General features: G+C 36.5%; 17 protein-coding genes. 9 read left to right on the top strand and 8 right to left on the bottom strand.

Annotation, left to right across the window (positions count from 1 at the left end; translation table 11 throughout):
- The first annotated feature begins 139 nt into the window (after window positions 1-139).
- Window positions 140-1,243: an LIC11274 family protein gene (locus EHQ43_RS07805; RefSeq protein ID WP_167481766.1), complete on the top strand. Its 1,104-nt coding sequence runs from the start codon at window positions 140-142 to the stop codon at window positions 1,241-1,243.
- Between the two features lie 96 nt (window positions 1,244-1,339).
- The gene (locus tag EHQ43_RS07800; protein WP_135740988.1) at window positions 1,340-2,143 is read left to right on the top strand and encodes a lysophospholipid acyltransferase family protein; all 804 of its coding nucleotides are present in this window, start codon (window positions 1,340-1,342) and stop codon (window positions 2,141-2,143) included.
- Here the strand turns inward: EHQ43_RS07800 and EHQ43_RS07795 are convergent.
- On the bottom strand, window positions 2,140-4,497 hold the full coding sequence (locus EHQ43_RS07795) for a dual specificity protein phosphatase family protein (RefSeq protein ID WP_135770634.1): 2,358 nt from the start codon (window positions 4,495-4,497) through the stop codon (window positions 2,140-2,142). The genes EHQ43_RS07800 and EHQ43_RS07795 overlap by 4 nt on opposite strands.
- Window positions 4,498-4,561: 64 nt before the next feature.
- Between EHQ43_RS07795 and EHQ43_RS07790 the strand changes: the two genes are divergently transcribed.
- Window positions 4,562-4,876, top strand: coding sequence for a 7(1) septoil knot domain-containing protein (locus tag EHQ43_RS07790; RefSeq protein ID WP_135770632.1), 315 nt, complete (start codon window positions 4,562-4,564; stop codon window positions 4,874-4,876).
- Here EHQ43_RS07790 and EHQ43_RS07785 read toward each other — a convergent pair.
- On the bottom strand, window positions 4,856-6,856 hold the full coding sequence (locus EHQ43_RS07785) for an LTA synthase family protein (RefSeq protein WP_135770630.1): 2,001 nt from the start codon (window positions 6,854-6,856) through the stop codon (window positions 4,856-4,858). The two genes, EHQ43_RS07790 and EHQ43_RS07785, sit on opposite strands and share 21 nt — an antisense overlap.
- A gap of 94 nt (window positions 6,857-6,950) precedes the next feature.
- On the opposite strand from EHQ43_RS07785, the gene EHQ43_RS07780 reads away from it, so the two are divergent.
- The 5 genes from EHQ43_RS07780 (at window position 6,951) to EHQ43_RS07760 (ending at window position 12,009) form a co-directional block, all read left to right on the top strand.
- Complete coding sequence (locus EHQ43_RS07780; RefSeq protein WP_135770725.1) at window positions 6,951-8,387, top strand: acetyl-CoA carboxylase biotin carboxylase subunit; 1,437 nt, start codon at window positions 6,951-6,953, stop codon at window positions 8,385-8,387.
- Between the two features lie 11 nt (window positions 8,388-8,398).
- Window positions 8,399-8,908, top strand: coding sequence for an acyl-CoA carboxylase biotin carboxyl carrier protein subunit (locus tag EHQ43_RS07775; protein WP_135770629.1), 510 nt, complete (start codon window positions 8,399-8,401; stop codon window positions 8,906-8,908).
- Window positions 8,909-8,980: 72 nt separating this feature from the next.
- Window positions 8,981-10,468, top strand: coding sequence for an Omp85 family outer membrane protein (gene omp85, locus EHQ43_RS07770; RefSeq protein WP_135770627.1), 1,488 nt, complete (start codon window positions 8,981-8,983; stop codon window positions 10,466-10,468).
- 17 nt (window positions 10,469-10,485) lie between these two features.
- Entirely contained in the window at window positions 10,486-11,169 is a 684-nt protein-coding gene (gene lsa25 / locus EHQ43_RS07765) for a surface adhesin Lsa25 (RefSeq protein ID WP_135740994.1), read from the top strand.
- Window positions 11,170-11,292: 123 nt separating this feature from the next.
- Complete coding sequence (locus tag EHQ43_RS07760; RefSeq protein ID WP_135740995.1) at window positions 11,293-12,009, top strand: hypothetical protein; 717 nt, start codon at window positions 11,293-11,295, stop codon at window positions 12,007-12,009.
- Here EHQ43_RS07760 and yihA read toward each other — a convergent pair.
- Genes yihA through EHQ43_RS07740 form a run of 4 tightly spaced genes read right to left on the bottom strand, consistent with a single transcriptional unit; the run spans window position 11,964 to window position 15,851 of the window.
- Window positions 11,964-12,620: a ribosome biogenesis GTP-binding protein YihA/YsxC gene (yihA, locus tag EHQ43_RS07755; RefSeq protein WP_135740996.1), complete on the bottom strand. Its 657-nt coding sequence runs from the start codon at window positions 12,618-12,620 to the stop codon at window positions 11,964-11,966. The genes EHQ43_RS07760 and yihA overlap by 46 nt on opposite strands.
- A 5-nt stretch (window positions 12,621-12,625) precedes the next feature.
- Entirely contained in the window at window positions 12,626-13,627 is a 1,002-nt protein-coding gene (locus EHQ43_RS07750; protein ID WP_135770625.1) for a tRNA lysidine(34) synthetase, read from the bottom strand.
- On the bottom strand, window positions 13,603-13,926 hold the full coding sequence (locus EHQ43_RS19815) for a tRNA lysidine(34) synthetase (protein WP_135770623.1): 324 nt from the start codon (window positions 13,924-13,926) through the stop codon (window positions 13,603-13,605). Before EHQ43_RS19815 ends, EHQ43_RS07750 begins: the two co-directional genes overlap by 25 nt.
- Window positions 13,923-15,851, bottom strand: a complete 1,929-nt coding sequence (locus EHQ43_RS07740) for a SpoIIE family protein phosphatase (RefSeq protein ID WP_167481765.1) — start codon at window positions 15,849-15,851, stop codon at window positions 13,923-13,925. Before EHQ43_RS07740 ends, EHQ43_RS19815 begins: the two co-directional genes overlap by 4 nt.
- A gap of 302 nt (window positions 15,852-16,153) precedes the next feature.
- Here EHQ43_RS07740 and EHQ43_RS07735 point away from each other — a divergent pair, with 302 nt between their 5' ends.
- The gene (locus EHQ43_RS07735) at window positions 16,154-18,217 is read left to right on the top strand and encodes a sigma-54-dependent Fis family transcriptional regulator (RefSeq protein ID WP_167481764.1); all 2,064 of its coding nucleotides are present in this window, start codon (window positions 16,154-16,156) and stop codon (window positions 18,215-18,217) included.
- Between the two features lie 21 nt (window positions 18,218-18,238).
- Here the strand turns inward: EHQ43_RS07735 and thiD are convergent, their stop codons facing one another.
- Together thiD and EHQ43_RS07725 are read right to left on the bottom strand one after the other, a co-directional pair.
- On the bottom strand, window positions 18,239-19,039 hold the full coding sequence (gene thiD / locus EHQ43_RS07730; protein ID WP_135770619.1) for a bifunctional hydroxymethylpyrimidine kinase/phosphomethylpyrimidine kinase: 801 nt from the start codon (window positions 19,037-19,039) through the stop codon (window positions 18,239-18,241).
- A gap of 1 nt (window position 19,040) precedes the next feature.
- Window positions 19,041-19,379: an MGMT family protein gene (locus EHQ43_RS07725; RefSeq protein ID WP_135741001.1), complete on the bottom strand. Its 339-nt coding sequence runs from the start codon at window positions 19,377-19,379 to the stop codon at window positions 19,041-19,043.
- Window positions 19,380-19,427: the final 48 nt, after the last annotated feature.

The following is a 19,427-nucleotide window of genomic DNA, read 5'->3' as shown; positions in this document are numbered from 1 at the left end:
GGAAAAGGCTCAATTTTAAAATACAATCTGTCAATCCAATATCATAAATCTCCGATAATACTCACAGGGGACACCCTGAAATTACTTGTAAGATTCTTCTAACGAAGGAAAGTACGGAAACGGAATGAATGGCAGAGCAATGAAACAATCCCTTCTTATTCTCATGATGAGTCTCGTGATGCAAGCACCTATGTTTGCGGAATCGGTCTCCAGTAAATCCTACCAAAAACGAATCGAGCTCTTAACATACCTACGTGAGCTTGAACCAGTCGTTAAAAACTTTCGTGGGGAAGATGCGGAAGGGAAACCTACCGAGTTAAATGCTCCCGAAGGGAAAGAAGGTTTCCGTATGAAAAAATACTTAGAAGCCAAACGTATCTACCAAGAAGGATTACAATACCATTTTGAAGGAAACTTTCCTTCTGCTTACCAACGTTTTCTCGAATGCCAATTGGCAGTTGAAAAAATGACGGAAGAACTTTCGCAGTTATACATCCTCCGGGCTGAAGAGATGATGAAAACAGCAATGGAACGTAAAAATCCAAACAATCCCTTGGATAAAGCTCTTCTTGATATTTCCATTGAATATGGAAAAGGATCTTATTTCCGCCAGGATGTGATGGACCTTCCTCGTGAAGCACCATTCCAAAGAAGGATGTACGACCCAAAAGAGGCACATTATAGCTATAATAAGTATGACATTGAAAAGAATATGGAGCTTGGTTACAAACACTTAGGTCTTGCAAAAGAAGCAAGAGCCAACGCATTAAAAGTGGAACGTAATTTAGAAAAACACCAAAAACTACAACCATCACATAGAAAGTATCGTATTGAGTTGTATTTCGGAGCAATCAACCTTGCTCGTGATTCAAAAGCCAATGCCATCAATATCTATAAATTAAAATACCCTTATGATAACTATTATCTCAATAACTCACAGGCAAAATCAGAAGCAGTTAAAGATGAAACTGGTGCGAGTGTTGAAGGGCAACCTGTAAAAGTTGATGGTGTTACATATGACTTTTCTAAGAATCCTTATGTAAAGTATGACCATCGAATCCAAGCAATGTTTGATGTTCGAGTGCCAGAAGAGTATCGAGTGGACCATGCAGACGTGAGAGGTCGAGTTTACGATTATGATTCCAATAACATGGTGTTCATGAAATACGATCAAGAACGTAAAAAAGCTCTCAATGTTCCCGCAAAACCAGCTCAAGGAACTACTAACACACCGCAACAATAAGAAACAATATCTAACACTGTTTCCAAATCAATTGCCCAAGAAATTTCTTGGGCTTTTTTATATCCATAGAAACCACTCTTTTGTCTAATTGTTGCTATGGCGAAAATTCCAGTCGTTGACAACTTAATTGAAAAAAACTTACACGGACTTAGTGTTCACTACGGACGTTTGGTGATGAAAGTTTATTTGCGAATCACCTTATTGGTATTTGGAAAGGCCAGTCCGTATTTAATTCGGGGATTATATCGATCGGTGACCGGGAACCGAGAAAAACGCATCAAAGAATTTTTAGAAGGCACAAAAATTTGGGCCGAAGATGTCAAAAAAATTACCAAAACAAAAGTCTTAGTGTTTAACGAATTCACGGTTCCAGAAAAAGGTCATATGATTTTTTTAAATCATGTAAATGAAATGGATTTTCCTTACGATTGTTATGTGATTAGAAAACCATTCTTAGCAAACCAAGTCATCAAAAAAGCATGGTTTGCCTATTGGTGGATGACAGCTATGGGCTCGCAAGTATTTGATAATTCAAAAGCGATGTCAATTGCCGTGTCAGTCAAAAACTTAATTGAAGGACTAAAAACCACATCCTATATCGTTTATCCTGAAGGTAAAAATACTTATAGTGAAGAAATCCAACCTTTAAAAAAAGGGATGGTGAAAATTGCTTTTGACCAAAAAATTCCTGTATTTGTAGCAGTGAAGTCAGGCATCACTACCTACCAAGAATACCAAAAAGGAAATGTTATCGGATATTTAGGACTTGGAATCCACAATCCAAGTGATTTTTCAAATTGGGAAGAATTCCAAGACCATCTATATCGATTGATGCACTCCAAAAAACAAGAGTTAGACGGTATGTTAGAAGTAGAAAGGAAAAAATTACTTTCTACCTAGTTACGTATCGTTTTTTCCCATAATTCTAAGAATCGAATTTGTTCGTGTGATTCAACAGCACGTTCACTTCTCGATTCTCTCACTTTTTGAATTGCTGATTCTGCATCCATTTTGTACTTCCAAATCAAATACGCACATGCAACCGTTCCCGAGCGGCCAAGTCCACCAACACAATGGATAAGAATTTTTTGTTTTTTGGAAAAGACCGAATCCATCCATTCGACGATCTCTTTCATTTGAGAGAGATTTGGCACTTTTTGGTCCAAAATTGATAATTGTTTTTGCTCCAATCCTAGTTTAGGAATTTCAGATTTTAGATCAGTCACTCCATATTGGATGTATTCTTGTTCCGTGATCAGACTTAAGATATGAGTGATCCCTTCGTTTTTGATGGTTTGTAAATCATCTTGGAGCACCCTTCCACGGTCTTTTCTTCCAGGTAAAATCGTAAGTCCAATGTTTGAGATAGATCCCATTGTTTCGTTTTGAATCGAATTTAAATAATCAATGCGTAAAACTTTTGATTTTTGTATATAGGATTTGATTTTATCAATAAGTTTAGCACCAACATACAAAGCCCATTTCTTTTGCCATTCATTACATTCATCAAAGGAAATTGTATGCATTGCATATCGTAAGGCACCTACATGCATTTGGTATGGATCTCGGTCAAGTTTCACTAAACGGGGGTAATAGGACCTGAGTTTTGCGACAACGCGATAAGCCTTTCTAAATTTATCATTGGATAATTCTTTTGGTGCCTCGAATGGAAGTGGAATTCCTAAATCTTCTTGGCGATGTAAAATTTCAGTGAGAATCAACGCTTCTTTCCATTCTGCTTCTGTTTCAATTTTACAAAAAATATATAATACGTCGTTTTCAAGTTTTAAAAGATCACGTATGATATGGCCTCGATGTGTATGAAAAAAATCGATCATCCATACATTCTCTTGTGCATCGATTATGATATTGGCTCCGTTCAAGTCTCCATGTACATAAGAAGTGTTATGTGAAATTGCATTGTACTCTTTGAGTGCTCGTAAATCTTTTTCATAAAATATGCATGGATTACCCACTTCATATCCAGGCAATATACGAATTGTATCATTCGTCTGTGGTCCACCTAATATTGATTCTACTCTCGATCTCACCGATTTTGCATATTTTGCTTGGAAATCATAATATTCCAACAAATTAAGTTTTTCGGTAGAGGCAGCTTCAAACAAACGTCCTAGTTGTTCACCAAATACGATGTCAATGACACGATCAAGTCCAGATCCATCAGCCATCGATCCGTAAACTTTTTGGAATGTTTTTACATTTCCGTCTAACATTGCTGCATAACGGTATTTGATTGCCCCACGATCATTTAATTCACAAAAGTCGACAATTGAAGGTGCATTATTTCCTAATACTTCTTGGATTCTTTCAAAGGAGGTTCTTTCTTTTGCAATCAAGTCGCGACTTCCAATTTTGACAACACATGGAACTTGTGCATGTCCTAAATGGTCGGTGGATTTTGATTTTAAAACGACGTTACCTGAAAATCCTCCATCCAACGTTTTGAACTCAACTTCCTTACAATCACGAAATAAATAGAGCAAGATTTGTTTATCAAGATCAGAGATAGGATACTTTGGATCTAATTTTAGTTTTTCACTTGAGATCCTTGCATTAGTGGAAATTCGTTTCACTACATTTGGTTGTTCACCAGTTAAAAATTCTGTAAATGCACCGATTGAAGAAAACACTTGTACGCCTAAAATTTGTTTCAACTGATCCAATGCAATAAAATGCATAGATAAAGAGGAACTTGCGGTTAGGGCAGAACAAACTGCTAATTCAAACTCTGGGTATCTTGTTTTAAGATCATAACAAAGGAAGGTTATTTTTGCTTCGGTCCAAACACCTGTAATTCCAACTTTTATCGGTTTACCTTTGTAAGGTTTTAAAACGGATTCTAAATTTGTATCTACAAAGTCATTTAATCCTGAGGCATTAATTATCTCTGCTCGTTTTGGATCTTTTTGAATCCAATTTTCAAACACAAACTCAGCTCCTTTTGTATCTTTAATACAATGGTATCCAAATTGTATAAGATGGTCTTCCTGTGATTTTGAATTGGGATCGTGCCAATCACGAATGTGAATTAATTTTAAACGGTTTGGCTCTGTTTCGTATGCCCAATCCATAAGGGAAAATACAGGTCCATCTTCGACCATTTCTCCGAGTAATCGATTGGCTTCTGCATAGCCGATGTGTAATGAATTGGGAAGTGGATCATATTTATCCAAAAGCGATGTGAAATCATTTTGCAAACATTGAGTGAATAAAATGGCAGATTCAGAATTCATGAACAAAAGGATTGACATCCTTAAAAATAAATCGAGAATTTATTTCTTAAATTTTGGAGGGAAGATGAAACCTTTCTTTTTTATTTTACTGACTATGATTTTGACGGTTGGGTTATTTGCAGGAGAAGTTGGATCCGATTGTACATTCAAAGGCAAAAAGTTGGCTGGCAAAGTGCAGTTTGTGTCAAGTTTCCCTGATTTTAAAGTTCAGATTGTCGACAGTTTTCCAGACCTAAAGGTAAAAAAAGTCACTAGTTTTCCCTCTGACTGTGGCCAGTGGCAAGAGGTGACAAGTTTCCCCGATTTTAAAGTCCAAATTGTGACAAGTTTTCCTGACTTTAAAGTGAAATATGTGGATTCATTTCCTGGAGTACCGTAATCGTCCTTCCAAAGGGTAAATGGCATTGCGATTCATCAGCTCAAGTGACAAATTAAAAAAAGCTTTTGCTTTTAATGTTTGATTCGTACAATTTGTACGGTTTGGGTTACAAACTGGATCTTCTGCATAAGGAGGCACCATTTGAAAAATAAATTGGGTGTCTCCGTCAACACTTTGGTAAAGAATTTTTTCTTCATCTATCCAACCACAAGCACTTCCATAGGCAAAATAAGTACTTCCTGATTTTACATTCGGAGCCATTAGGTTTTTTCCAAATCCAGAAAAATACGTTTCTCTACCAATCACTCCTAAAATTGTTGGTAACACATCCAGTTGAGAAGATATTCTTTCGTCTAACTTTGGTTTAATGTATTTTGGTGAGAATAATAAAAAAGGCACCATTCTATCTTCGTAATAAGATAAATACCTATGATGGGTATGATCCCCCACAAATACAAATAAAGTATCATCAAAATATTTTCTTTTTTGAATTTCTTTCATAAATCCTTCTAAGGCAGCATCCGAATAATGATAAGTGTTTAGATAATCGAAATCAGTAACACTTGAATCAAAAATTTCATACTTAGGATTTGGAACTTTATAAGGGTAATGTGTTGTCATGGTGAGAATTGTCATTAAAAACGGTTTATTATTTTTTTGGTAAATATCCATCTCTTGTATGGCTTTGGAATAAAGGTGCTCATCATCATATCCCCATGCTCCAATTTGGTACAACCCTGACTTCCGGAAATCTTCTTTACCAATTAAAGTTTTGAATCCGAAGTGAGGTAAAATTGTAGCAAGACTATCAAATTTTAAATCATCTCCAGTGATAAAACTTGTTTCATAACCTAACTCAGAAAAGATATTTCCAATAGCTGAAAAGTGGCTAAGGATTTGAGGTGTGCGAATCGCGGTAAGGCCTGGTCTATCCGGAATACTGGTTAATACAGAGAGTAGTGCATTACTCGTCCTTCCGCCATTTGCGTAAAACTTCCGGAAACTATGTCCTTTTTTCGCCAATTGATTGTAATACGGGGTTATTTCCTTCCCTAACCAATAACCATCCGAGACAGGCCAAACAAACTTACCAGTCCAAGATTCCTGGATCACTAGAACCACGTTTGTTGGTTTTTTACCGGGTCTTTCATTGATTTTTCGCAACAATGGAAAGTTTGGATCATTTAAAAATTGGGATCCATCAAATTGGATTTCGTCTCTGACAATCGAAATCATATCCGTCTCACTCATTTTTAAGTGTTTGGGTATTGATTGGCTTTTGAAATCATTGATGGTGGTGTAAATTCCATTTAATGCAATTTGATTGATAAGAGCATCTTCGGAAATGATTGCTTCACTTGCTCTCAGTGGTGATTCTTGTGGTCCTCCGCGTAAACCAATGAAAAAAAACAAAATCCATAAAATCGATTTTGTCATTGAATACCGATTTGATTCTGCTTCATTCACTTGGTATCCAATCTTTTTCTTACGAAACCAAAATCGAATACCTAGAATATACAATAAAATGAGAAATAAGAAGGAGAGAATTTTAAAGGGAGCTTCAGACCATGCGGATACAATCAATACATCTAAATCACCTAAAAAAACAATGGCTTCATAACCAATATGTTTATTTGCATTTTCAAAATAAAGTAAATCTGCAAATAAATGTAATACACAAAAAGGATATATAACTAGTGGTGTAACAACCCATAGATTTCGATAAAACTGATACCTTGAAACTGTATCCCAAATCGAAAGTATATAAAATCCAACTAACGATATCGAGACGGTAACAAAATCAAAACGAAATCCAATGAGGAATGCTTTAAGAATTAATAAAAAATTGATTTCATCCAATCGATAGGAATATACATAAAAGAACAAAATCCGGTGAAGGAAAAGAGTCAAAAACCCAAAACATACATATGTTAAAAAAATACGGTCTGAAAATCTTGGTTTGAAAAACAACTTCAGCATAAAAAAAGAATTTGTGAGTTTAGAAGATGGTCAATTCACTTACGATCTTTCTGTTGATTTATTTTCGCTATTCTTCAGTTTTGAACCTACTCATATGAAGCCGATCCAAAAAATACTTATCGCCAATCGTGGTGAAATAGCCGTACGAGTCATTCGCACTGCCAAAAAAATGGGGATAAAAACCGTTGCCGTTTATTCTGATCCCGATTCTCAAAGTTTGTTCGTTTTAAGTGCGGATGAAGCCTATCCACTTGGCGGAACGGATGCACGTTCGTCATACTTAAATGTTGATAAAGTCATTGAGGCTTGCCTTGCTACAGGTGCAGATGCCGTGCATCCAGGTTACGGCTTTTTATCGGAGAATACAGACTTCGCAAAGAAATTATCACAACATGGAATTTCTTTCATTGGTCCAAAACCACATTCGATTGAAGCGATGGGAGACAAAATCGGCTCACGCATATTAGTTGCTAAAAGTGGCGTACCGGTTGTCCCAGGGTATGAAGGGGAATCCCAAGAGATGTCTGTTTTCAAAAAGGAAGCAGAAAAAATTGGTTATCCGGTTATGGCAAAAGCAAGTGCTGGCGGTGGTGGAAAAGGGATGCGCCGAATCAATTCACCCGACGAACTGGAAGCAGGAATATTATCTGCAAAACGAGAAGCGATGTCTGCCTTTGGAGATGATCGAATTCTTTTAGAAAAATACATTGTGAACCCAAGGCATGTTGAGTTTCAAATTTTTGGTGATACACATGGAAATATTATCCATTTACATGAAAGGGATTGTTCCTTACAAAGGCGCCACCAAAAGGTAGTAGAAGAAACTCCCGCTCCCAATTTTTCACCTTCATTAAAATCCAAGATGGCTGAAGCAGCCGTGATGGCAGGTAAAGCAGTCCAATACGAAGGTGCTGGAACCGTAGAATTCATATTAGGTGAGAAGGGTGAATTTTATTTTTTAGAGATGAACACACGTTTGCAAGTGGAGCATCCAGTCACCGAGATGACAACTGGACTTGATTTGGTGGAGTGGCAAATTCGAGTTTGCCAAGGGGAACCTCTTCCCAGCCTAAAGTCTCCTTCTCAAAAAGGCCATGCCATTGAAGTACGTATTTATGCTGAAGATCCCAAAGAAGGATTTTTACCATCGATTGGAAAAATCCATCATTTATCTTTTCCCACAAGAGAAGACTTACGCATTGATTCTGGTGTAGTGACAGGTTCTGAAATAACTATGTATTATGATCCTATGATTGCAAAACTCATCGTATGGGGTGAAGACCGATTAACAGCGATTGAACGACTTATTGAATGTTTATCCGAAACAATTGTTTTTGGTCCTAAAACCAATTTACAGTTCTTACAAAAATTAGTGTCAACAGAAGAATTTGCCAAAGGAAATGTCTCCACACACTTTATTGCGGATCATGAAGAACAACTATTGAAAGAGAACACAAAGGATGAGCTTAAATTTGCACTTGCAGGTCTATTTTTCTCATCAAAACAAACTCTTGATCCCTGGATGCCTTAAGGAAAATCATTATGGACTTTTTATTCGAAACAAAATCAAAACCTGCTTCTGTCCATGTTGATGGAAACTCAATCCGTGTTAGGATTGGGAATGAATCCTTTCCCATCCAAATGGATACCTTTGTTGAAGGTTTCAAAGCCAAAGACAACCAATTGCCCACAGTGCAAATGAAAGATGGTTCCTTACTGAAGTTCCTAAAAATTAAGAACCAAATTTTTTTCCATTGGAAAGGGGAAACTTGGAGTGCCAAACTAACAGAGAGAAATTATGAAATGGCTGGGCAAACGTCTCCAGAAATCAAAAGTCCGATGCCAGGGAAAGTAGTGCAAATTTCTACGAAGGTGGGAAGTGAACACAGAGTAGGGGAAACGCTGTTAATCTTGGAAGCGATGAAAATGGAAAATGCGATCAAAGCTCCTTACCCATGCCGTGTCGAAGAAATCAGAAAGGAGCAAGGGGCACTTGTCCAACAGGACGAAGTTCTTCTAATTTTACACAGAATCGAATTGGAAAAAACATAATTTCTCGAATCTATTTGACATATTTTGCAAATTTCCCAGAGTAAGGCAGTTTCTTTGGCGAATAGGTAGAGAATGTACAATTCTATTTTGAGAAGTTTCATACTTCTGTTATTTTTTTCCCTGGTAACAAGTGTTTTTGCGCAGGAGCGAGCACCTAGAACCGACCTTCCGTTTGAAATCTCTGAAAAAAAGAGATTGAGTGAACGTGATTTTAAAAATAAAAAAGAGGGTGGTTACTTCACTGGGCTCCCTCTCATCAACTCAGATCCCAATGTGGGGATTGGATACGGTGCGCGTGTATTGTATTTTTACAACGGGAACAGAACTTCCCCTATGTTTGAATACACTCCATATCGTGTAAGGATCTTTGCTCAGTATTTTAATACTACCAAACGAGCACCTTATCACCAATTGAGTTTGGATGCACCGTATATTTTTGACACGAAATGGCGGTTACGTGCTGATTTGGTTTATGAAAGAAATCCAAATTCCTTGTATTTTGGATTAGGAGAAGGAACACTCCAACCACTTTCGTATCTCGAACGAAACGATCCAAACGGTAGAATCCGTAGAAATGCACCTTTTTCCGACTACGAAGATAATTTAAGCTTCAGAAGGCCAGGGGATGCTGGTATTGGTGAAGCTCCCATTGTCAGTGATAATAAATACAATCGTTATGACATTGAAAACCCTAACTTCAGTACCTCGGGTGAGTATTCCTTTTTTGGTGGAACACTCCGGACAGTCACTGGTGTCCGATTATCAAAACAAATCATCCGTCGATTTGATGGTGTGAACAATAATGCATACCTTGGACCTGCTGACGGAATCCTTGGACTATTAGATGTAGACCGGACATTTGCTACTCCACAAGGGGAAACAAAGTTAACTCGGGATGATAAAGATGGTAAAATTAGAGGTGTTAACGGTGGTTACACGAATACAATCCGTGCTGGTATCGTTTATGACACTCGTGATTTTGAACCAGACCCGAACCGAGGATTGTTCTTAGAATACACTCACGAACGTTCCACAAAAGCAATTGGATCAACTTCTGAATTTAATAAAAACTTAGTTTCTGCCCGTATTTTCATAAGTCCTGTTACATGGTTTACGAATAAACCTCCAGAAATTTTGGAAAAATTTGTGATCGCGGCACGCGGATCCATGATTCAAACGAATGGAGATGCGCCATTTTACGAATACCGTAACATGTGGGGGACAGAAGTTAACCAGTCAGGTCTTGGTGGTAGAACAACCATTCGTGGTTACAAACAAGATCGATTTGTGGGACAAACGATGGCTTACGCAAACTTTGAAGTTCGATGGAAATTTGCAGAAGCTGAATTTGGTGGCCAACATTTTGACTTCCAATTGGTACCATTCTATGATGTAGGACGTGTTTGGGATCGAACAGAAGATGCAAACTTGAAAAACTATAAACATTCGAGAGGTATTGGACTCAGGATTCCTTGGAACCAAGCAACTGTTATCTATTTCGATCATGCTATCTCGAACGAAGATAGACAAACGTTTATCAATTTTAACCACATATTCTAAGGGAGCGCTTTAAGATTATGAAAATACTTCATTCCTGTTTTGCTCTTTTGGCTTTCTCTTTTTTCATCAATTGTGAAATGAAACCTGTAGACGATATCTATGGATTAAGCCCAGAAGAAACCAACCAACTCTTTGCAGGCCTTATCGCAAACCAAAGTTTGCGGGACAACGGCAACGGAACTGTTACGGATGTTATCACCAATTTGATTTGGCAGAAATGTACCCACGGTCAAATTTACCGATCTGGATTTAACGACTGTTTGGGTGCCCCACAGGGATCTATTTACAATCCTTATGATTCCAATCGTGCTGGTGCGATCCAAGTTGCATTTTGTGATTCCAAAACACATGCATGTAATTCCATTTCGTTTCCGCAAGTGATCCAAGGATTTTCTTCTATCGGAATTTTAGGAACAAGCGAGTTATATGCAGCTTGTCAAAATAGTAACTTTTTGGGTGCTTCTTGGCGCATTCCTACTCCAATTGAATTCCAAAGGTTAGTGATCCCAGGTCGGGCAGCCACTTTGCAATTTTTCCCGTCCACCCAGGAAGAAGATTATTGGACTGCTTGGTCTAACCAAGATGACTTACCTGGAGAAACTGCATTTGCCATTTCCTTTGACAGACAATCCTATGGTGTACAACGTTCTGTAGTCAAAACGCAACGGAATTATGTCCGTTGTGTGAGACAAGGTCCATAAAATTCGATTCATTTTTAGAACTCTCCCAATTCATTTGGGAGAGTTTTTACTTTCCAAAAATACAATTTCGTACTAATCTTTTCTTATTACAAACCGAAGTACCCATTAGGTGGTTAGGTTTCCATGAGAATAGAAGACTCCTCATTCAATCGTTTGAATGCAGATCTCCAAAGAGATCGACGGGTGAGCTATATCGGTCATGGCCAATTAGAAAGTGCTCCAGAAACTTTATCGGCATTACATGTCATTTCTCATGAATTAGGGCATGCGCAAGAATTCAAAAATGAGGCTTTCCGCGAAGGCAGGGAAGTGCAATCTGTCCAGGTCAAAATCAATTATGAGTTACGCGATGGACGAATGGTGGCTGTGAGTGGTGAAACACATGCGATCACAAAACCAAATACTAAAGACGAAGATCCAAGTTTAGTGCCTTACTCCGACGGTAAGTCAATCAAAGATTTGTTCCAACAAAAACTCGAGGAAGAAAAAGAAAGAAAAGATAAGGTTTCTGATAAAACGGAACGCAACAATCCAAAAGAAATCCAAAAAAGAAATTACGAAAAGAATTTAGAATCCAAAATCAAAGAGATAGAATCTTCATTAGAATCTGAAAAAAGTAAAAAATCTTCAGCAGTTGAATCATCAGAAAGACAAAAAGAATTAGAATCTGAAAAAAAACGATTAGAAGAGGAAGTACGTCTGCTTCGCATCAAAGAACAATTGAAAGAGACATTTGCTCTCCTGACTGATTTTAGAAAGATGATGGCATCAAATGTTTTTGGAATGATGAATTATCAACTGGATTCACGTTCTGGTTCAACATTAGACACTTTTGTTTGAACTCCAAGTGTTTCTAAAATAAACTCCCTCAATTCGCCAATCCCTCTTCCAGTCGTTGCCGAAAGATAAAACACGCGAAAAGGAATACCAATTTCATTCATTGCAGCTTCCATTTCGGTCCTCACTTTGTGTTGGCCACTTTGGTTTAGTTTATCAATTTTAGTTCGTATCACAACGGGTTTGATTTTTTTTTCCATTGCAACTTCGATTGTTGATAATTCCTCTTCTGGAAAATCTCTTTGAGAATCACACAAGATAAAAAGTATTTTTAATTGTTTCCACGAATTTAAAAAACCTTCCAAAAGATTCATCATATCTTTGTGTTCTTTATGAGAAGCTTTTGAATAACCAAATCCAGGCAAGTCGACCAAATTGAATCCAACTTTGGTTCTAAAAATATTGATGAGTTTTGTTTTACCTGGTGTTTTTGATACTTTTGCAAGCCCCCTATGATTTGACAATGCGTTGAGTAAACTTGATTTTCCAGAGTTTGACCTACCCATAAATGCAATTGAAGGAACAGAATCTAATTCTTCCTTTTCATCCAATTTGGCAATTGAAGTGAAAAATTTTGTCTCTGGGAATGGTATTTCTTTCGAATATTTATGCATCTAGCTCATCTTTCTAAATAGATTCGTTTGGGATAATTCTTTTCGTTTTTTGAAAAGAGTGAAAATAAAATTTGGATCGGTTCATTTTCAAAATAAAGGATAGGAATAAAGGTTCTTAAGAAAAAAGGAATACCATTCTCTCGCATACATTCTGAAATTTCTTTATTTCCAGAACGAATCTGAATTTTTTGCCCATGGTGCCAAGATCCAAGTTTGTAACGTTCATCTGGGTCATTGATTTTAAATCGGTTTTGATTCCATTCAATGATTAAGGTGTGACCATCTCTGAAAGAAACTGCTTTTTTAAAAGCAGGAGATTTTTTATCGATTATAAAAAGATCACCAAACTTTGATTTGTACAAATAACAGTTTTTATTTTCTAAAAATGCTCTTTCACCTTCTGACTGAAGATGAAAATTCTCAAAACCAGATTTGTATAATGGATACATACCCATCAGGTTTAAATGAAAATCAATTAATTCTTTTTTTGAAGGAAGGTTTAAACTAATCCAAGTATCATGAGGAATTCGAAATAGGTGAGGAGTAATAGTTTGAAATTGTTTTGTGAAGCCATCAAATTGTAAATTGAGTTGCGAACGATCATGAAAATTCCAATAGGTTTTAAAAAAATTCCATTTTTCTTTTTCAAGGATTGGAATTAATTCCATACGAATTCTATTTCTTTTGTAGATGGGATCAATATTTGATTCATCTTCAAAAATAGTCATTTTCGTTGAAACAAATTGATACAATTCTTTCAATTCTTGGTCTTCTAAGAAGACAAGTGGCAAAAATCTTTCTCCATCAAATGGTGGTAGAGTATAAAAGGATTTTTTCCCACCACCTCTTGTAAGATGTAAAAAAATAGATTCAGTATAGTCTTTACAGTGGTGACCAGTGAGAATGATAGACGGAATTTTTTTGTTTATTTTTTTGAGTTCATGGTAACGAACTAATCTTCCCGTTTCTTCTAATCCTTTTTTTAGCTTAAAAGATAGTTTTGGGATTTTTTTTTTACAATGTGAAACGAAAATTCAAAGTTTTGAATATAAGATTCTAATTCCTTTTCTTGGTTTTGAATGTCTCTGATCCCGTGAGATAGATAAAAAAGGTGAGGAGTTTCAATTTGGTATTTGCCTTTTAAATATTTTAAGAATAACAAAAGGATGCTTGAGTCTTTGCCTCCAGAGTAAGAGAGTAAAAACTTTGTTTTGTTTTTGATCCATTCCTTAGGCAATTGGTTTCCCATTCTTTTGAGCATGGACTCAAAATGATTGGAAATAGAAGCTGGAATTTCTGGAATCATATTTTCCTCACTGCCACCATTGTGATATCATCGTGTTGTTCCTGTTCTTTGACAAATTCTTTTAGGTCCAAATAGATATTCTCTAAAATCTTTTTGGGTTCTAAATTGATATTTCGAAAGAAACTATTTTCCAAACTAAGTTCACCAAATTGTTTCTCGGAAGCATTCAGTGCTTCTGTCACACCATCGGTATAGAGTAAAATTGTATCCCCAGCTTTAAAATACAATTTAGACTCATTTTTGAATCGTGAAATATCAGGACTGATTCCTAATATGACTCCACCAGTTTCAATTGAGCTTAGGGAGTTTGTCTGAACTTGGTAATGATAAAAATTACCATGCCCAGCACCAGATACTTCGACTTCATCTGAAATCAGATTCCAACGAATTAAAATCATACTCATAAAACGAGGAGTAATTGCGTCTCGATAACTTGAGTAAAGATAATTATTGATATCATTTAGAATTTCCCAGGGTGAGTCTTTCACTCTGACAAGTGAATGTAGGATTGTTCTAACTGTCGCCATTACAAGACCTGCTGCTACGCCTTTCCCGCTGACATCTCCAATGCAGACAAACAACTCGTTTCTGTTAGGTGAAAGAATGAAGTCATAATAGTCCCCACCAATTCCACGAGCAGGGACCATAAGCCCGCCAAAAGAAAAACCTTCTGCCTCTGGAGTATTTCGTGGTAACAGATTACTTTGGATTTCTTTGGCAATTTCAATTTCTTTCTCCAATCTTTCTTTGTTAGAAAGGTTTTGGTATAAATTCGAGTTTTCCATTGTGATTCTTGCAAGGGACACAAAGGCGTTTAACGCTTCAATTTCTTCGTGAGGAAATCGAGTTTCATCTTTTGCTAATATAAAAATACAGATGGTTTGATTTTCTAAGTTTACTGGAATGATAATTGATTCTTTGCCAGAAATTCCTAAAATTTGGAATACTGGAATTTTGTTAGGATCAATGGTTATGATTTCTTTTGCATGAATAATCGAATTTAATTCATTGATTTCAATTGATTCAGTTTGTGTTTTTAATTCGTAATTTTCCAAATCTCGATTTACTTTAAACACTTTCGCTTTGGATACGTTAGGAGATATTTCTATTAAACAAGATATCGTCGAGTCTACAATTCCGGATAAAGTGAGTAATATCATCCTGATCATTTCATTATGATTGTTTAGATAAAGTTGGCTTAAAGTTAATGCTGCAGTATGTAAACTTCGAAAATGTTTTGATTGGTTTTTAGATTTAGAAAAAAGAAGTGAATTTCTTAATGAAACGGCAAATTGACCTACTACTACTTTTAGGATTTCCTCATCTTCTATATAATCAAGAGTGTTGGGATCTTCATAATCGATAGTAATCATGCCTACAGCGATATTTGCATATAAGATTGGCAAAACTAACTGTGATTTTGTTCCAGTCAATTTTGAGTAAAAAGAATAGAATGGATGGGACTGGTCGCTAAATTTATAATAACAAGGCTCTCGTTTAGCCATTGCTTCTACCAAAATTCCGTAACTCAAATCATAATCTAAGCTGATTCGTTTGAATACTCTTTGTAAATGTTTTTGTTTTGAATAATAATGGGCTAATTTGATTTCACCTAACTCAAGATTGGTGATAAAAATTGCAATTTTGTCTTTTTTTAATCGATCAGATATGAGTTCGCTAAACCGAAACATCAAATCATCCAATCCAAGAGCTGAGTTAAAAAGTGATAAATTCTCTAACAGGAAGGCTGTTTTTTCATCGGAATTGAGGACATTCCTGCCTATACGAGGGATTTTTCGTTTTTCTAAAATCCATTCCCTTTGGCAAGTTTGGCAGAAAAAACGCCCAGCCTTGGTGATTCCACTGGGAACACGAGGTTCTGTGCATAGTAGGCAGATCCGCTCAAATTCTGATTCCTCGTCCATCCAGGGATCAAGGTATCCGATTTCTTTTTTCACAAGCTACAAGAATTTCCTTCCAGCGCAAGAAACCTGGTACGATTCATGCTTAATCTATAAGCAAATGTTGTTTTTTCTGCTGAAATCGAAAGGAAGGCAAGTGAAATGATTAAAAAAGCATTTAATTGTTTGCTTGATGTACATTGTGTTGATAAAATAAGCAAATTGAATCTGTCTGCCTTTCCAGCAATCCGTAACGACAAAGAGCAAAACCTATGAGCGCGAAAAAATTCAATCCCATCCAATCCATCCATGAAGTCGCCACCGCCATGAATTCCACCCAGGACCCAGATGGTCTTCTCGAATTGATTCTAGATCGTTGTATCCAGATTTGTGCGGTTGAATCGGGTTCCCTCATGCTCATTGATGAAAAACAAAGTGTCCTGGATGCTGTCACTTCTCGCGGGATGAACCAACAGTTACTGCGTGAAACCAAACTCAAAATTGGACAAGGGATCACAGGGATGGCAGCTTCAACAGGGAAAGCGAAGTTGGTCAACGATGTTTCAAAAGACCCTGATTATATCCAAGTTAAAGAAGAGATCAAATCAGAGTTAGTTGCTCCTATGATTGTGGAAGATGATATCATTGGAGTCATATCCCTTGACTCAAATCGATTGAACGCTTTTACACCTGAAATGTTGGAAATTGTGAGTGTACTGGCAAACCAAGCTGGTCAAATATTTAAAAATTTACAAACGATTCGTTCATTAGAACAACGAACCAAAATCCAAGCAACATTAATTGAAATTTCGAAAGTTGTGAGTTCTACCTTGGATCAAAATGAAGTTTTTGATTCTATCATGGTGACGATGGAAAAATCACTTCGTTTAGAAAAAGGAAGTATCGTATTATTCAATAAAGAAGAAGCATTATTGAGAATTGTGGCGGCTTCTGGTTTATCACCAGAAGAAATTGAAAAAGGAACTTACCAACCTGGTGAAGGGATTACTGGAAAAGTATATGAATCAGGTGAACCAATCATTATTGAATCTGTTGCATCACATCCTGATTTTTTAAATCGAGTAGGATATTTGTCTCATTTTAAACACGATCCAAACAATGTAAGTTTATTGTGTGCACCAATTTTGAGTGAGCAAACAACTTTAGGTGTTGTGAATGCCTTTATTGTTCAAAATAAACATACAGACCTCAAATCCTTTTTAGATTTTTTACAAGTGGTTGCATCCATCATTTCTCAATCGATCAAAATTCAGAACTTGGTTGAAGAAGCCAAAAAAGAAATATCGCGTGAAAATATTCAATTGAAGAGAGAACTTAAAAATAAATATAAGTTTGGTTCACTCATTGGTAAAGCAGCGAGTATGGAAAAGATGTTTGAAAAAATTCAGTTGGTTGCTGATTCGAGAGCATCTGTTTTAATTACCGGAGAATCAGGAACTGGAAAGGAAATGATAGCCAATGCAATTCATTACAATAGTTCACGTTCGGAAAATCCTTTTATCAAAATCAATTGTGCTGCAATACCTGAAAACCTATTGGAGAGTGAGTTGTTCGGTCACAAAAAAGGTTCTTTCACCGGAGCAGTCACAGATAAAAAAGGAAAGTTTGAATTGGCAGACACAGGAACTATCTTTTTAGACGAAATTGGTGAGATGGATTTGAATTTACAATCCAAGTTACTTCGTGTATTACAAGAACGTGAAATTGAAGCGATAGGATCGACTAAAGCAAAAAAAGTCGATGTTAGGATAATAGCTGCTACCAATGCCGAATTAGAACAGTTAGTTGCAGAAAAGAAATTTAGGGCAGATTTGTTTTACCGTTTGAATGTTGTAAAAATTAATACTCCTCCACTTCGAGATCGAGTTGAGGACATTCCACTCCTCATGAATCACTTTTTGGAAAAGTATACAAAAGATAATAATAAATCCATCAAAGGAATTTCAAGAGAAGCTTCTCGGTTACTTTTAAAATATAGATGGCCAGGCAATGTTCGAGAATTGGAAAACGTCATTGAACGTGCTGTGGTTCTTGCTCAAGATGAAATTTTAAGTGAAGAAGATTTTTCTGATATTCTGTCGAACATGGAAGAATTACCAGAAAACACTGTGGAAATATCACATTCAAATCAAGTGGAATCAGTCTCTGGTAGCGAACCTTTGGACTTGGGTTCAGGTCGATTGACTTCAGGCCAACTAGATGGATTAGATGGAAGAGCGATGGAAATAGTTGTGAGTGAAGTTGAATCTCGTCTTATCCAATATGCAATGAAAAAGTTCCGTTATACGAAAACGAGAGTTGCAAAATTTTTGGGTATCAATCGTAACACATTAGATAAAAAAATCAAAGAACTCAATATCGAATATTGAGTTCCCTTTTTTAAAATCAAATTAATTGATAGGTTCTGGGAAATGGTTTAAATGGTGGATTGGACCCGTTAGGATATCATCTTCGATGGTTAAATGTAAATATTCTTTTGCTGATCCAATTGCTTCAGAAAGATTTTTGCCATGAGCAATCATTGCTGTTATAGCTGCAGAATACGTACAACCTGTGCCATGTGTATGTTTCTCTTTTAGATATGCTTTTGAATATTCATAAGTTGATTTTCCATCAAACAAAACATCGATAGCGTTTGTGGCATTGGGTAAATGCCCACCTTTTAATAAAACAGGAACTTTGAATTTTTCAAAAAGTTTTTTTGCCATAGGAACCAATTGGTCATACTGATTGATTGGTTCACCAAGAAGCAGTGACGCCTCATCTAAGTTAGGTGTGATTAATTTTGAAAGAGGGATTAGGTCTTCAACAAGGGATTGGATCGCATCGTCTTTTAAAAGTTTGGCACCACTGGTAGCAACCATAACCGGATCGAGGACCAGCTGTATGTCTGGATTTTCATAAAAAAATGAAGCCACTGACTTGATGATGTCTTTCGAATATAACATTCCAGTTTTAGCAGCTTTGATCGGAAAATAACTGGATACTGCTTGGAGTTGTGCGGAAACAAAATCAGGGGAAATTTCATAAATTCCAGAGACACCATCTGGATTTTGTGCGGTAAGGCATGTAAACACAGTCGTCCCAAAAGTAGCAAGCGATGAAAAAGTTTTGAGATCTGCTTGGACACCAGCTCCACCACCAGAATCAGAACCTGCTATTGTTAATGTGACTGGAAATTCTTTTTTCATATTAAGGAAACCATCCGTACTTGCCAAAATCTAATTGATCTTTGTCTAAATCAAAGAAAACACCTTCAGTTTCTAGGATTTTTTTTTGCAAATTAGCACGAAACAAATCACCTTTGAATGATATTCTTCCTTGCCGATTGATAACTCGTTGCCACGGAATTTTTGATTCTCTGTCTTTTTTTAATGAATTGAGAGCATACCCAACTGCACGTGCAGCTCTAGGATTCCCCAGTAACAATGCAATATGACCATATGTAGTTACTTTTCCCTTTGGGATTTTTTTTACCACTGCATAGACTGATTCATAAAAATTCGGACTTTTCGAAATAGAAGAGTTCATTGAATTTGTATTTAATTACATTTGATTTCGAATTTTTGTAAATCCATT

Origin of the sequence: Leptospira bouyouniensis, from assembly GCF_004769525.1 — a bacterium.
Classification (GTDB): domain Bacteria; phylum Spirochaetota; class Leptospiria; order Leptospirales; family Leptospiraceae; genus Leptospira_A; species Leptospira_A bouyouniensis.
Note: the sequence above shows the minus strand (reverse complement) of the source record. Positions and strands in the feature narration are given on the sequence as shown.